Origin of the sequence: Okeanomitos corallinicola TIOX110, from assembly GCF_038050375.1 — a bacterium.
In the GTDB taxonomy this organism is placed as follows: Bacteria; Cyanobacteriota; Cyanobacteriia; order Cyanobacteriales; family Nostocaceae; genus Okeanomitos; species Okeanomitos corallinicola.
The window spans coordinates 3252409-3268709 of sequence record NZ_CP150886.1; the positions used below are offsets into that span (position 1 = coordinate 3252409).

7 protein-coding genes are annotated in these 16301 nt (G+C 36.9%); 6 read left to right on the forward strand and 1 reads right to left on the reverse strand.

From position 1 onward, the window contains the following. Positions 1 to 134: 134 nt before the first annotated feature. A complete protein-coding gene (locus tag WJM97_RS14195; protein WP_353929447.1) occupies positions 135 to 1502 on the forward strand; it encodes an AAA-like domain-containing protein in 1368 nt (455 codons plus the stop codon). 113 nt (positions 1503 to 1615) lie between these two features. Here WJM97_RS14195 and WJM97_RS14200 read toward each other — a convergent pair whose 3' ends face one another. Then, entirely contained in the window at positions 1616 to 3607 is a 1992-nt protein-coding gene (locus tag WJM97_RS14200) for a patatin-like phospholipase family protein (protein ID WP_353929448.1), read from the reverse strand. Between the two features lie 825 nt (positions 3608 to 4432). On the opposite strand from WJM97_RS14200, the gene WJM97_RS14205 reads away from it, so the two are divergent. The 5 genes from WJM97_RS14205 to WJM97_RS14225 all read left to right on the forward strand — a co-directional run bounded on the left by WJM97_RS14205 (position 4433) and on the right by WJM97_RS14225 (position 16286). Then, positions 4433 to 5239, forward strand: coding sequence for a phytanoyl-CoA dioxygenase family protein (locus tag WJM97_RS14205; protein ID WP_353929449.1), 807 nt, complete (start codon positions 4433 to 4435; stop codon positions 5237 to 5239). Between the two features lie 714 nt (positions 5240 to 5953). Further along, the gene (gene leuB, locus WJM97_RS14210; RefSeq protein ID WP_353929450.1) at positions 5954 to 7006 is read left to right on the forward strand and encodes a 3-isopropylmalate dehydrogenase; all 1053 of its coding nucleotides are present in this window, start codon (positions 5954 to 5956) and stop codon (positions 7004 to 7006) included. A 22-nt stretch (positions 7007 to 7028) separates the two neighbouring features. Next, positions 7029 to 8738 carry an aconitase/3-isopropylmalate dehydratase large subunit family protein gene (locus WJM97_RS14215; RefSeq protein WP_353929451.1) on the forward strand — a complete coding sequence of 570 codons (1710 nt, stop codon included), beginning with the start codon at positions 7029 to 7031 and terminating at the stop codon, positions 8736 to 8738. A 171-nt stretch (positions 8739 to 8909) separates the two neighbouring features. Beyond that, the gene (locus WJM97_RS14220) at positions 8910 to 9335 is read left to right on the forward strand and encodes a hypothetical protein (RefSeq protein ID WP_353929452.1); all 426 of its coding nucleotides are present in this window, start codon (positions 8910 to 8912) and stop codon (positions 9333 to 9335) included. A gap of 417 nt (positions 9336 to 9752) precedes the next feature. Continuing rightward, positions 9753 to 16286 carry an amino acid adenylation domain-containing protein gene (locus WJM97_RS14225; RefSeq protein WP_353929453.1) on the forward strand — a complete coding sequence of 2178 codons (6534 nt, stop codon included), beginning with the start codon at positions 9753 to 9755 and terminating at the stop codon, positions 16284 to 16286. Positions 16287 to 16301 lie beyond the last annotated feature (15 nt).

The following is a 16301-nucleotide window of genomic DNA, read 5'->3' on the forward strand; positions in this document are numbered from 1 at the left end:
ATGCAACAACAAGCAAAATGCACACTTATTCCCTTACTAAGTGTAATTTTAGATACCAATTAAAACTGAATATATACTACACGTAGAAAATTTTAGGAAAATGTAATCAATAATTTTGGTGAAAAATCGGGATTATGGCTATCAAGCAAAATAAGACTACGAGGAAACGGGGTGTACTTCTTTCTACCAGAGGACTACAGCGCTTACAAAAAGCAATTTCATTGTGGGAAGAAAAAGAAAACCAAGGCCATCACTTAACTTTAGAACAGCTATCCCAACACACAAATGTTTCTGCTAAAACTATCAGTAGACTATGGTCAGCAAACAAAGGTGTAGACCAAAAAACTCTTAAATTATGCTTTAACGCCTTTAATTTAGAACTTAATCGTGAAGATTATATCTTCCTCAAGGAAGAAAATGAGGAGGAAATATTAAATACTATCTCAACTATCTCCAAGAATTTAGATATACAAACGAAAATTAACTCTCCATGGTTATATCCAGATGGTCCAGTACCCTTAGATTCGCCTTTATATATTGAGCGTCTACCGATAGAAGAATTAATTTATCGAGAAGTTATGCAACCGGGCTGTATAGTTCGCATCCAGTCGCCTAGACAGATGGGAAAGACTTCTTTGATACTACGTCTGTTAGCCTTTGCCAGTACACAAGGGTATCGCACTGTAAATTTAAGTTTCACCTACATTGATTATCATTGTTTAACTAACTTAAATAAGCTATTGCGTTGTATTTGCTGTCAAATTGCCACAAAACTGGGAATTGAGCCGAATATTGATGATTATTGGCGTGAAGAAATTGGTTATAAGTTAACCTGTAGCTTTTACTTACAAGAGTATATTCTCAAACAGGTCAATAGACCCATAGTTTTAGTATTAAGTGAAGTAGACCATTTTTTTGAGTATCCCCATATTGCCCAGGAATTTTTTGCCTTGTTATATTCATGGTGTGAGGAGGCTAGACAAAACTATTTATGGCAAAAATTGAGGTTGGTAGTAGCTTATTCCACGGAACAATTTGTTTCTTTAAATATCAACCACTCTCCACTGAATATTGGTCTACCTATTCAACTAAAAGACTTTACTCAGGAACAAGTAGAAGAATTAGCTAGACGATATCAGCTACAGTGGGATACTGGTAAAGAATCAGTTTTGTTAATGTCTTTGATTGGCGGTCATCCAGCCATGATACAAATAGCATTATATCATCTTAGTTACGAAACCATTACTTTACCAAAATTGATCGAAGAAGCGATCGCTCATGGTGGTATTTATCGTCATCACTTACAACAACATTGGGTAAAACTACAATCACATCCTGATTTAATCAAAACTTATGCTGAGGTTGTTGCCACTAAAGAGAGTGTTTTTATTGATCCTATTCATGCTTATAAATTGGAGAATTTAGGATTAATTACCTTTAGAGGTGATCGCGTCTTACCCCGTTGCCAACTCTATCGTGCTTATTTTTCCAAGCAATTCTAAAACTTGTAGAAGTTAAGGAATTACTATCTTTGAAAAGTAGCACACAGGAAAAATATTGAACAAGGTTTTGGATATATTTAGCAAGCCCTAATTATTCCTAAACCTGCCAGAATTTACTCCAACAAAAGACTACACAAATCATCTATTTGTCGGCTGTTTTTAGAAATCATTTGCTGGGCTATAGTTTGTAGCTGACGAGTATTTTGTAATTTTGTATTGTCTATTTCTTCTAATTTCCCATCCAAAAATGTTTGGAACCGATAATAAGAACTTTTAGCTGTGTTATCACTAGGTTCAAATAACCTTTCTAACTCCCCGGATACCACTTCACTACCACCATCAAACATAATATTTAAAAGAGGTCTTCCCCATTGTAAAAGCCCCCAATTTTTAACTTCGTTATAAGGATAAACAGTTGTTAACGAACCTGTACCCAAAGAAACTACTACAATATCCTCCGTATTCAGAACCCTATTTCCCGCTTTTTTACTACTAAGTTGTGCTTCCAAAATAGCTAAATGGGCAGGATTATTAGCAAAAACGCCACCATCAACTAAAGTATAGAAACCATTAGTATTATGGGAAGTAACAATACGATGGGGAGGAAAATAAGTAGGAGTAGCACTCGTTGCCAATGCTGCATCTAGAAGTGAAAAACCCCCAGATAAATTCCGAAACTTTTTAGATTCTATTTGTTGTTTTTCCTGTTTATTAGTAAAAAATATGGGAATTCGCTGCTCAATATCATAACTAGTAACAAACACCTCTTTAAGATTATTCTCCAACAGAGATTTACCAAAATATTGCTTTAAAATATCTTCTCTGCTTGTAGAAGCATACTTAGGTTGGAAGAAAATATCCTCCAGGGGACCTAATAATTTTTCAAATAATGGTTCATAAAATATCTCCACTCCATACTCAACAAATAGATGGACAAGATCCTCCGCACTATATTCTGCCAGAGATAAATGATCACCAGAAATTGACTTAGGTTTTGTTAAACCCAGTGCTAAAATTCCACCACTGGAAGTACCAGAAATTAAATCAAACAAACTAAATATTGGTTTTTGTGTACGTTTTTCAATTTCTGCTAATAACATTGCAGGAATAATACCGCGAATACCACCGCCATCAATGGCAAGGATTTTACATTTAGATTTAGCTGTTGTATTCATAGTTTCCTGGGATTCCTCAATTAATGTTTGTTTGACTTGAATATTGACAGCGACTTGAGTTTGATCTTTTTTTGCTTCTGCTTGTGATTGGGGAGATATCAGAGTTTCTGTAATCCCCGATTTTTCATGATCTGTTTCTGACTGTGGTGTTTCCTCCTCTATGCTGCCAGAAATGCTTGTATTTATATTGTCTATAACTTCCGTTTCTGTATCACTTTGATCCGATGATTCATTGATAAATGGTATTCCCGCTAAATCCCAACTAGGATCACCATGTAAACTGCCTTGATAGGAACTTCCCACCAAGTTTTTCACAGTTTTGCCTTCACCTTCATCTAATTTCCAATAAGCGACTAGTCCTTCTTCATCTCCAATAATTAGTCCAGAATGAAGACTATGAATTTGTGCTGGAGTACAGGCACAATCCCAAATACTAATATGAGCTAATTGTCCTTTAAAATAAATATTATTATGTAGAGTCGCTCCCAAAGTTATAGGACTTGTGGCTTTATTTAAGGAAGAACCTTGGAAAAACTCCAGATATTCATTCCCATCTAGATATACAGTCAACTCACCCTCATTAAAAATAATAGCGAAAAAGTGCCATTGATTAGCAATTAACTCTCTATTACCAAGAGTTTTAATATACTTTATTAATTTTTCATCAATGTAAATATCTAAATTTCCTACTTCATTAATACCAAATTCAAAATTATCACTGTATCTATCAGAAGAACGAGCAAAGAATACATTACGTGTTCCATAAGTAGTGGCATTGCTTGTCAGTTCATGGGGATTTATCCATCCTGAAACTGTAAAAGTTTTACTACCATGAGATAAAGCACCACTAACATCATTTCTGCCAAAATCTATATAATCATCTTGGCCATCAAATGTCACAACGAATTGCTCAATTACTTTATTTGCCACGAAATTTATATCTCCAAATTATTAAGTTAATGCACGAAAATAAATGTATATCTGTAAATACGTTTTGGTGAAGAAGTTTGTTCTTGAATATCACAAGGTTAGAGATAATCAACTTACTGCGATCGTTTCTCGTTTCAACTTCAAACATCCTCTGACGATTGACATAGCCGACTCTTTGCTTAAATTAACAATCATCTGTAACTATTATGTTCTCACACTATGCCATAAATTCCTATCATTACCCATTCACAGGCTAAAATATTAGAGAATAGTTTTGGTTTAGAGAATAGTTTTGGTTTGAGTGTTGATAAAATTAACCCATTTTTAAGCTAATAGTATCGTAAGCATAAGCCATTGTAAGCTACTGTAGCCAAAAAATTAGAATAATTAATTATTTTTACCATTTTTACACCAATGTTTAGATTATTTAATCTAAATAGTTAAACTCCAGTATTTATGCAAATTTCTTAATTATTCACTTAAATGTTTTAAATGTTTTAAATCTCCTCAAGAATGAGGAATCCTATTTTTTTTGAAAAAACCTCTTGCTTTTGAAGACTTTATGATTCATTTATATCCAGCCTGGGGAGATTTTTCCTGAGAATCCCTATTTACAGAGTCTTATGAATAGTCATAATTGAGAATGTCTGATAAATTTATATTATTGCCAGACTTAATGCTATAGTGCTACCAAAATCCAACATCACAATATGGCAATGGTACTAATGGCAAACAATTTTTTTTGCAATCCGAAATAAGCTGCTTTCTCAGATAAAAGTATAAAAGTAATATTCATTTCACAGGTTAACTTACATGGAGAAAAACGTGGAAATAACAAAAGAGCAAATAGAAGATTACAGAGAAACTGGACTACTATTTATCCCAGAACTATTCTCGACAAAAGAAGTTGCGGAAATGCAAGCTGCTGTTGAAGATTTGAGTAAACAAGATATACCAGGGCGCATTTTAGAAAAAGATAAAAAAACAGTACGCGCCCTACATGGATGTCATAACAACTCAGAAATTTTTGATTCCTTGATTCGACATCCTAGCCTCTTGGCATCTGCTTGTGAGATGCTCAATAGCGATGTTTATATTTACCAATTTAAAGTCAACCTGAAAGCAGCTTTTAGTGGCGATGTATGGCCATGGCATCAAGACTATGTATTTTGGGATGAGGAAGATGGGATGCCATCCCCCAAAGCCTTGAATGTTGCTGTATTTTTAGATGAATGTAACGAGTTTAATGGTCCAATGTATTTTATTCCTGGTTCTCATCAACAGAGCCTGATTCATTTAGGACAAAAAGACTCCTCAGAAATACCAAATAACTGGGAATCAAATGTTAGTGCTGCTCTCAAATACTCCCTGGATAACAATACTATAGCCAAGCTCACTCATAAAAAAGGTATAGTTGCACCAAAAGGACCCGCTGGTTCTGTCTTATTTTTTCACAGTAATTTAGTACACGGATCAGCACCTAATATTTCTCCTTACCCTCGGAGACTACTGATAATTACCTATAACAGCATCAACAACATACCAAGTTTTAAGGGAAAACCCAGACCAGAATTCTTAGTTAGCCGCGATCACACACCACTAAAACCTCTACGGGGCAAAGTCCTGATTTAAGTAGAGTTTGCGAAATAATGAAGCTGATCCCACTCCTTTTAGGTGTGGGTTTCTCGCCGCCCTTGATAAAAAACCTTATCTGTTGATGCCCCAAAATAAAAACATTCAGAGCATAATAAGTATTATTTAATCAAGCTTTAAATTGAACTTAAAGATATCATAATTCAGAAGTCAGAAGATTTGACCAAAAAGTTCAGTTTAATTTCCAAAAATAGTAAATCCTGTTGTTCAATTTAATTAAGAGAACTAGATATTAAATATCTTAACTGTCCAAATAATTATTTCTTAAAATTATCTTAATTTTTATGAAATAAACTTTGCTAAGTAAACAGAGAACCCGTAAAAAATAAGTAAATTTTTGCCGATTCAAATTATATAACATACCATAAATCAGAGATTACAAACTGCCAAAGTCAGAATTTCTGAATCTTAGATTTCCTGATTTGTATGACTATATCCCTTTTTTGGCGGTTATTTCATGCTCAAATTTCGCTCATTTTGACACAGACTTGGGATTAAACCACAGTGTGGACACAAAAAACTTTTTTAGCACGCATTCCGACCTTAAATATCCTAAATGTTGTTGCTTTTTTTCAATCAAGATGAGACTATTTATAGGAAAAAATTAAAATCTTATTAATTATGTCTGATGTCTGGTGCTAAAAATAAAATTCAGAGGGATTAAACCTAATTAATTAACCAAGACTAAAAAATATGAGGTCTATAGACAACCCAATCTATCGCATAGTTGCCATCCCCGGTGAAGGAATTGGCCCAGAAGTTGTAGAAGCTGCTGTGAGAATTCTGCAACAAGTAGCCAAACTGGAAGGATTTACCATCCAAGTAAATTATGCTTGGCTGGGTGTAACAGCCTTAGAAAAATTTGGTAGTTACTTTCCTCAAGCCACAATAGAGCTATGCAATGGAGCGGATGGAATTTTATTTGGTGCAGTTACTCAGGGCGGCCTGCTAGAACTAAGAAAACATTACGACTTTTTTTGCAATCTGCGGCCGATTCGGATTATAGATAGCCTGTTGCATAAATCCAGCCTCCGACCAGAAAAAGTTCAAGGTTTAGATATCCTCATCATTCGAGAATTGGTCAGTGGGATATATTTTGGTCATGCTGGACGTTCTCAGGATGAAACAGGAGAGTATGGCTACCATACCATGATCTATTACGATCAAGAGATTAGGCGAATCGCGCGTCAGGCATTGCAAAAAGCTCAACAGCGGCGGGGATTACTCACCATAGCCCATAAAGAAAACGCCCTACCTCATTTACCCTGGACTCGTCTAGTCCAAGAAGAAGCCAGAGAATTTCCAGGTGTGATTGTAGAACCAATGTTAGTAGATAACTTAGCTATGCAAATGGTAATCAATCCCCAAAGATTTGATGTAATTTTGGCAGGTAATCTATTTGGGGATATTCTTAGTGATATTGGTGGAGCTTTAGTGGGATCTTTGGGTTTACTAGGATCAGCCAGTTTGAATGCCGATGGATTTGGATTATACGAAGCCATTCATGGTACAGCCCCAGATATTGCCGGTCAAGGCATAGCTAACCCCTTGGGAACACTGGGAGCTTGTGTTTTAATGCTAGAACAGTGGGGAGAAATGGGGGCAGCCCAAAGAATTACGACAGCACAAGAGCGAGTTTTAGCCCAAGGATATCGGACAGCGGATTTGTCTCCCCAAGGAGTAGAAAAATTAGTTAATACTGAAACATTAATTAAACTTTTATTAGCCGAAATTACCAAAGATTAACATTTTTAATAAGGAGAAATTCATGAGTCAAATCAATAAAATTTTAAATTTAGGTGATGATATTAATACAGATGATATAATTCCTGCCAAGCGAGCCACAGCCGATGATCCAGAGATTTTAAAAGAATATGCTCTAGAACATTTGATCGGAGTAGGAGAGTTAAAAAAATATAACGTTATTGCCGCCGGAGAAAATTTTGGTTGTGGTTCTAGTCGAGAAATTGCCCCCATAGCCATCAAAGCTGCTGGTATTGAAAAAGTGCAAGCTAAATCATTTGCAGAAATTTTTTATCGAAATAGTATCAATATAGGATTGCCCTTAGAAATTATGGGTGAAAATCAGGATAATCCAGTAATTGAGGCGATCGCCAAAGTCGGTGGACTCATACCCTTCAACCAGATGCGTCGTCAGGGAAAAATTACCATTCCCCCCAGTGTCACATCTCCACGCTCGATGACATTAGTGGAAAAACTCCTCGCCAAAGCCTCCGGTAATGCCTATGTCCGCCCTGGAGAAGTCGTATTTGCCAAAGTTGATTTAGCACTATCCCATGATGCCGTATCCAGTCCCGTAGCCCGAATATTTTATCAACACTATGGACTAGAAGCAAAACTATGGGATGCCCAAAAAGTAGTTTTAGTAGCAGACCATTTTATTCAAGTCAATGACATCCGTAGCGACCAAAAAGCCAATGTCATGTATGAACAGATGGTCGAGTTTGCTAAAGACCAAGGATGCCATCTATTTGATATAGTTTCACCAGGGGAAGCCGCCGGTATCTGTCATGTATTACTCCCAGAAAAAGGATTTGTTAGACCAGGAATGATCATTGCTGGGACAGATTCCCATACCTGCACCTACGGAGCATTAGGAGCATTTTCTACCGGAGTAGGAACTACAGACATGGCAAATATCTATGCTATGGGTGATATGTGGATGCGTGTCCCCCCAACATTAGTATTTGAACTGTCTGGAACTTTACCACCCCACATCAGTGCCAAAGATATTATCTTATTTATTCTGGGAAAAATTGGCTGTGCTGGTGCAACCAGTAAAGTAATGGAATTTAGAGGATCAATACTCGCACAACTTCCCTTTGACGAGCGTTTGACTCTAGCAAATATGGCCATAGAGTGTGGAGCAATCTGTGGTTTAATTGTTCCTGATGAAACCACCAGAAATTACGTAAATAATCGCACCACCCAAGAATTTACAGAAATTATTGGTGATACAGATGCCGAGTATGAAAAAGTCTATCAATTTGACCTCAGCAATCTAGAACCACAAATTGCTCGTCCTCCTAAACCAGACCAGGTAGTACCTATTAGTGAATTAGAAACAACTCCGATCACCAAAGCCTTTATCGGTTCATGCACAGGGGGAAAACTATACGATTTAGCTCAGGCCGCAGCAGTTTTACAGGGTCGGCAAATAGCAGATGGTGTAAATTTATTTATAGTCCCAGCTTCCGTAGAAATTCGGGAAAAAGCTCAAGCATTAGGTTATCTAGATATATTTACTCAAGCCGGCGCACAGGTTCTCAAATCAGGTTGTGGAGCTTGTATCAATTCAGGAATTGGAGTTTTGAACAAAGAAGAAACGGGGGTTTATGCAACCAATCGTAATTTTAAAGGACGCAGTGGCGATCCAACAGGCAAAAACTATCTGGCATCTCCAAGAACAGTGGCGATCTCAGCTATAAAAGGCAAAATCAGCCACGTTCTTGATTAAAAGTCAAGATAATACACAAATTTAGGTTAATCAGGAGGAAAATGTTAAAAATTTAGGTTGATTTGATAGTTAGGATTACCATAGACTTGCAAATTGTTTTCTTTGTCTTCAAAGAATCACATACCATACTACTGAGAAAGTGTTAACCAAAAAATTGGAGGAATAGAAATTATGAACTTTGACGAACTGGCTAAAAAACTAGGTGGACTTGGTCTTCCTGGCGTAATTCTCGTAATTTTAACCGTGACATCAGCAGGTAGTAATGCTGCTGTCGTTGCTACACTCACCGCAATAGGTGGACCTTTTGGGATTGTTGGTGGCATAGGTTTACTAGGACTGACAACAATTATCGGAGATGCTGTTTCCAGCTTCGGACTAGAAGCAATTGTTAAAGCCATCTATTCAGAACGGAAAAAAACCGAACCTTTGAGAGGAATCCTCAAAGAAATTCAAGACTTACCAATTTCCGATGACCTAAAAATCAAACTAACAGATCATCTGAATTCAGAAACTACTACTGAAGCAGAAGTAGTGGAAAAACCTAAAACAGTAGAAATCGTTGATGAACACGAAGAAGCAACAGTAGTTGTAGAATAATTTCACTGTTAGTTCAAGACTGTTAGTTCAAGTCAGTAATAATTACTGGTCAATAATTGAATTTACCCACTGTAAATTGTAGTAAAAAATAAAAATGGCCTTTAGAGTTTGGTTTTTATAAATTTAACTCTTACAGGCCATTATTTCTCAAACATGAGAATCATTAATCCGACAAATAACTATTAAGTACCTGGGCAAAATTAATTGCACATTTGGGAAAACAATAGAAATCGCTGTATCTCTTGTCTGTCACCTGTCACCTGTCACCTGTCACTTTTCATAAATATGAAATTTATTTTGCACGACTACTTATTACCATTGACATTATTGTTTTTAATAGTTTAATTGTGTTATGAATTTTCAATAAAACTTTGACTACTGTCAAATAGAAGCATTTAGAAGCACTCCGTAAAAATTATGCAAGAAATAGTAATTAACTCTCATGATTCTGTTGACGTTGATTCTGCTTTAACTGAACAGGATCTACAAAAAATATTAATACAATGGAATGATACCAAAACAGATTATCCAAAAAATTTGTGTATTCATGAATTATTTACCGCCCAAGTAGAAAAGAATCCAGATCATATTGCTGTTGTCTTTGATGAACAAAAAATTACTTATCAAGAATTAAATTACCAATCTAATAAAGTAGCTCATTATTTACAATCTTTACGAGTAGAAACAGAATTTTTAGTGGGGATTTGTGTGGAACGTTCCCTAGAAATGATCATTGGATTATTGGGAATAATCAAAGCAGGTGCAGCCTATGTACCACTAGATCCAAACTATCCTCAAGAACGTCTATCTTTCATGGTTTCAGATTCACAAATACAAGTTTTGTTAACTCAGCAAAAGTTTGTGAATGAATTTTCTGGCAGCGGATTAAAAACAATTTTGTTAGATAGAGATGCAGAATTAATTAATAGCCAGAGTTCAGAAAATCCTCCTAGGAGTGTCACCTCAGAAAATCTTGCTTATGTTATTTATACTTCTGGTTCTACAGGTCAACCTAAAGGTGTTGCTGTACCCCATCGGGCGGTAAATCGTCTAGTTTGTAATACCAACTATGTCGAGTTTACAGCTAGTGATATCGTAGCTCAAGCTTCCAATACCTCATTTGATGCAGCGACATTTGAAATCTGGGGTTCTCTGCTTAACGGATCTACCTTAATAGGAATTAATCAAAATATTGTACTTTCACCTCAAGATTTTGCCGCCCATATTCAAGCACAAAAAATCAGTATTTTATTTTTAACTACTTCCTTATTTCATCAATTAGCAAATATTGTTCCTCAAGCATTTAAAGATTTACAAACCTTGGTGATTGGCGGTGAAGCTTTAAACGCTAAATCGGTGAAAGCAGTTCTAGAACATGGTGCGCCGCAACGATTAATTAATGGTTATGGGCCAACTGAAAGTACAACCTTTGCTGGTTGGTATTTAGTTGAGAATGTACCAGAAGATGCAACAAATTTACCAATTGGTCGCCCCATATCCAACACACAAATCTATATATTAAACTCGGAATTAAAACCAGTTCCCGTGGGTACACCAGGAGAACTATATATTGGTGGTGATGGTTTAGCTAGAGGTTATTTGAACCGCCCTGAAATTACGTCAGAAAGATTTATTCCTAATCCGTTTAACGATGAAAAATTATATAAAACTGGGGATTTAGCCCGTTATTTACCAGACGGTAATATTGAATATTTGGGACGAATTGATCATCAAGTTAAGATTCGCGGTTTCCGCATTGAATTAGGAGAAATTGAAGCCGGTTTAATTCAACACCCGGATGTATATCAGGCTGTGGTCATTGTCCGGGAAGATATTCCTGGGGATAAACGACTGGTGGCTTATGTTGTTCCCCATCAAAAATCAACATTAAATAACATCACCTTAAAACAGTTCCTAGTAGAAAAGTTGCCTAATTATATGATGCCAGCAGCTTTTGTGATTTTGGCATCCTTACCACTCACACCTAATGGTAAGGTAGATCGGCAAAATTTACCCGTACCGGATCGCATTCGTCCCGATTTAGCAGAAGTCTTTGTTGCACCTCGTAACCCCATTGAGGAAAAGTTAGCTGGTATTTGGACTCAGTTGTTGGGACTGGATGTAGTGGGAGTCAATGATAACTTTTTCTGCTTGGGTGGTCATTCCCTGATTATCACGCAGATGCTTTCTCGCGTGCGGGAAGTTTTCTCGGTGAATATATCTTTTAATCAAGTATTTGCCAACCCTGTCATTGCGGCTGTAGCTCAACTCATTACCCAAGGCGGGGAAGAATCAGAATGGCAACGTCCCCCCATCCAAGCCATTTCCCATCAAGGACTTGTACCAGTTTCCTTTTCTCAAGAGCGGATTTACTTTGTCTATAAATTAGCACCAGAAAATAGCGCCTACCAATTCCAAGCGACGATGGAATTAAGAGGAAATCTCAATGTTGAAGCTTTAGAACGCTCTTTAGATGAGATTGTCAAGCGTCATGAAATCTTTCGCACAACCTATGAAGATGTGAATGGTCGGTTATATCAGGTGATTAACCCCCATGAAAGAGTCAGTTTTGAAGTAGTTGATCTGCGGGCAATTCCTGAATCTGAGCGAGAAATTGAGGCAGAAAAGGTGGTGCAGGCAGAAGTGCAAACACACTTAGATATGACTCGACTACCGATAGTCAAGTGGGTTTTATTTAGGTTGAGCGACCAAGAATATATACTGACCCATGTTGAACATCATATTGCCCATGATGGTTGGTCATTTAATGTCTTTTTAAGTGAGTTGGTAACACTGTATCAAGCCTTCTCTGCTGGTAAACCCTCCCCCTTACCTGAACTTAGTTTCCAGTTTGCTGACTTTGCTACTTGGCAGCGTGAATGGGCTAAAACCCCAGAAGCTCAAGCCCAATTAGCCTATTGGCAACAAAAATTAGCAGGGATTCCGCCTCTGTTGGAATTACCTTACGATCGCCCCCGTCCCCAAGAACAAACTTATAATGGTGAGCATCTGCGGATGGAATTGCCTGTTGATTTGTGCGAATCCCTGAGAGTTTTCAGTCATCAACAAGGTGCAACCTTATTTATGACGATGCTGGAAGCGTTTATCATTCTCTTGCACCGATACATTGGCCAGGATGATATTTTTATCGGGTCTGCGGTTGCTAATCGGCGGATGCAGCAAATCGAAAAGATCATAGGTATGGTTGTTAACAATTTGGTTTTACGTACCGATGTTTCCGGTAATCCTACAGTCCGGGAATTGCTAGACCGTGTACGCCAAGTAACAATAGAAGCTTACGCTAATGAAGATATACCATTTGATAAAGTTGTAGAAGCGATCAGACCGGTTCGCAATTTGAGTCACAATCCACTGTTTCAAGTCATGTTTAGCTTCCATAATTCCGCTAAACCACACTTGCATTTCCCTGGTGTGGACATGACTTTGCATGAACCAGTAAGTAATAAATCGGCAAAGTTTGATATTGATTTCCTCGTAATTCCACGGTTTGAACAAAGCGTACAGTATGGGGCGAAAACAGGAGCAAAAGGAATTACTCTGGTTTTGGAATATAACAGCGATTTGTTTGATGCTGAGACGATCCAAGCCATGTTGGAGCAGTATCAACAGGTCTTAGTGGCGATGATTGCTCACCCAGACCAACAAATTGGTCAAATACCTCTGCTCACGCCATCTCAACAAAAATTACTAGGGGAATGGAATCAAACTTACAGGGAAAATACACAAAGACAGTGTATTCATAAGTTGTTTGAAACTCAGGTAGAGTTAACACCGGATGCGATCGCTGTAGAACAGAATGGGCAAAAATTAACTTACCGAGAATTGAATGATCGCGCTAACCAAGTTGCTAACTATTTAGAAAGTTTAGGAGTCAAACCAGAAACCTTGGTGGGTATCTGCGTTGATCGTTCCTTAGAAATGATTGTTGGTTTACTGGGAATTCTGAAAGCTGGTGGTGCTTATGTTCCCCTTGATCCGGCTTATCCCCAAGAAAGAATAGATGATATCATTGCAGATACCCAACTAGGCGTTTTAATCATCCAAGGCAGATTTAGAGACAAACTACCAGATTTTACTGGGAAAGCAATTTGTTTAGATACTGATTGGTCAGTAATTTCAACATACAGTAAAACAAATCCAATTAGTGATGTTCAACTTCATCACCTGGCTTACATTATCTATACTTCCGGGTCTACGGGTAAACCCAAAGGTGTAATGATTGAACATCAGTCAATGCAGAATTTTGTTACCACCGCTATTGATAAATATGGAATTAGTGGAAAAGATAAAATTCTGCAATTTGCATCCGTTTGTTTTGATACATCCATTGAAGAAATTTTTCCCTGTTTATGTGTCGGTGCAACCTTAGTTTTACGCACCGCAGAAATGCTCAATTCTAGTGATGAATTTTGGCAGTGTTGTCAACAATGGCAGTTAACAGTTTTAGATTTACCTACAGCATATTGGCATCAATTAGTAGTAGATTTAAAACCTGAAGATTCTCGACTACCAGCAAGTTTAAAAACTGTGATTATTGGTGGTGAAGCAGTCCAAATAGAAAAAGTCAAACATTGGCATAGTTGCGTGGATCATTTTTCCCCAACACCGCAATTATTTAATAGTTACGGACCAACAGAAGCAACAGTTGTAACTACCTTAGAACAATTAACAACAACAGAAAATTCTGTTAGTATTGGTAAACCAATTAGTAATGTTCAGGTTTATATTTTAGATCAATATTTGCAACCTGCACCGATAGGAGTTGCTGGAGAATTACATATTGGGGGGAGAGGATTAGCAAGAGGATATTGGCAACGTCCAGAATTAACAGCGGAGAAATTTATTCAGGATCAAAATGGCAATTGCTTGTATAAAACAGGGGATTTAGTCAGATTTAAAAAAGATGGAAAATTAGAATATTTAGGTAGAGTTGATAGTCAAGTCAAAATTCGCGGTTTTCGGATTGAGTTGGGAGAAATTGAAACCGTATTAAGACAACATCCGCAAGTATTACAAGCTGTTGTGATTGCCTATGAAGAAATTCCCGGACAAAAGCGACTTGTAGCTTATATTATCCCTGAAAATTCTCCACCAAAAACTGACGAGTTAAGAAATTTTCTCAAGCAGAAACTACCACATTATATGATTCCGGCGGCATTTATGGTTTTGGCAACATTACCAATGACTGCTAACCGCAAGGTAGATTATCGGGCTTTACCAACACCTGATTTTTCTCGCAGTTCTGAAGATAAATTTGCAGTACCTCGTACACTCATAGAAGAGAAATTAGTAACGATTTGGTCAGAAGTTTTAAGAATAGAAAACATTGGCATTCATGATAACTTTTTTGAACTGGGTGGAGACTCAATTCTCAGCATTCAGTTAATTTCTAAAGCTAATCAAGCGGGTGTGCAAATTGCCGCTAAACAGTTATTTAAGTATCAAACCATTGCTGAGTTAGCAACTGTAGCGGGTATGACTCGCCAAATCAACGCCGAACAAGATTTAGTAACTGGTAAAGTTGGTTTAACACCGATTCAAAAATGGTTTTTTGAGCAGAAATTACCCCAACCTGATTATTTTAATCAATCAACATTATTAGAAGTTTCTTCAGATTTGCAAGTAGAGTTATTGCCACAAGTTTTTCAACAATTGTTAATTCATCATGATGCTTTAAGGTTGCAGTTTGTGCAGGAAGGGGAAAACTGGCAACAGATACATACAGAAATACCAAAATCTATTCCATTAAGCATTTTTGATTTATCGCAGCTAACAGCAGCAGCACAGCAAACAGCAATTAAAACAAAGGATGCCGAACTGCAAGCTAGTTTAGATTTAGCGCAGGGAGAAATTGCCAAATTAGCATTATTTCAACTTGGTAAAAATCAATCCAGTTATTTACTTTTCATTGTCCATCATTTAGCCGTTGATGGTGTGTCATGGCGGATTTTGTTAGAAGATTTAGCGATAGCTTATCAACAAATGTGTCGGGGTGAAGAGATTAAATTACCAGCGAAAACAACATCCTGGAAATATTGGAGCGATCGCTTGATAGAATATGCTCAAACAGAGGCGATCAAAGAGTTAGATTACTGGTTAAATCAATCGAATATAGCAGTTAAAACCTTGCCAGTAGATTATTCTGCGGATCAAAAAAATAATACTGTCTCGACAACTGCATCTGTGACATTAACTTTAAATACAGAACAGACAAACGCCTTATTAAAAGATGTACCATCTGCCTATAATACGCAAATTAATGATGTACTATTAACTGCTCTTATACAGAGTTTTAGTAAATGGACAGGAGAAAATTCTTTATTAATTGATTTAGAAGGACATGGAAGAGAAGACTTATTTGAGGATGTAGACTTATCCCGTACTGTCGGATGGTTTACAACATTATTTCCTGTGGGTTTGGAATTAAAAGAAAATGACAATCTAGGGGAGGCTTTAAAGTCAATTAAAGAACAACTGCGGCTGATTCCCAAACGAGGAATTGGTTATGGAATTTTGCGATATTTGCATCAAGAAAAAACCATCCGCGAAAAATTACAATCTCTACCATCAGCACAAATTAGTTTTAATTACCTGGGACAATTTGATCAAGTTTTAACAGCATCCTCAGCTTTAGGTGTAGCTACAGAATTTACATCTGAACAGAGTTTATTAAATCAACGCAGTCACCTATTAGGAATTAGTGGTTTGATTCGGGCTGGAAAATTAGAAATGACTTGGGCTTATAGTGATAAAATTCACAACAGAGAAACTATTGAAAAGTTAGCTTCAGGATTTATGGAAGCATTAACAAATTTAATTATTCATTGTCAAGCAAAAGACTCTCAAAGTTATACACCTTCTGACTTTTCAGCAGCGAAAATAAATCAAAAACAACTAGATAAATTCCTAGCCAAAATAAAGAAAAAATAGTTACCAATTACCAAT

Bases quoted from the DNA above. Each gene is read 5' to 3' on its own strand.
- WJM97_RS14220 (WP_353929452.1), top strand. From the start codon at position 8,910: ATGAACTTTGACGAACTGGCTAAAAAACTAGGTGGACTTGGTCTTCCT.
- WJM97_RS14225 (WP_353929453.1), top strand. From the start codon at position 9,753: ATGCAAGAAATAGTAATTAACTCTCATGATTCTGTTGACGTTGATTCT.
- leuB (WP_353929450.1), top strand. From the start codon at position 5,954: ATGAGGTCTATAGACAACCCAATCTATCGCATAGTTGCCATCCCCGGT.
- WJM97_RS14195 (WP_353929447.1), top strand. From the start codon at position 135: ATGGCTATCAAGCAAAATAAGACTACGAGGAAACGGGGTGTACTTCTT.
- WJM97_RS14215 (WP_353929451.1), top strand. From the start codon at position 7,029: ATGAGTCAAATCAATAAAATTTTAAATTTAGGTGATGATATTAATACA.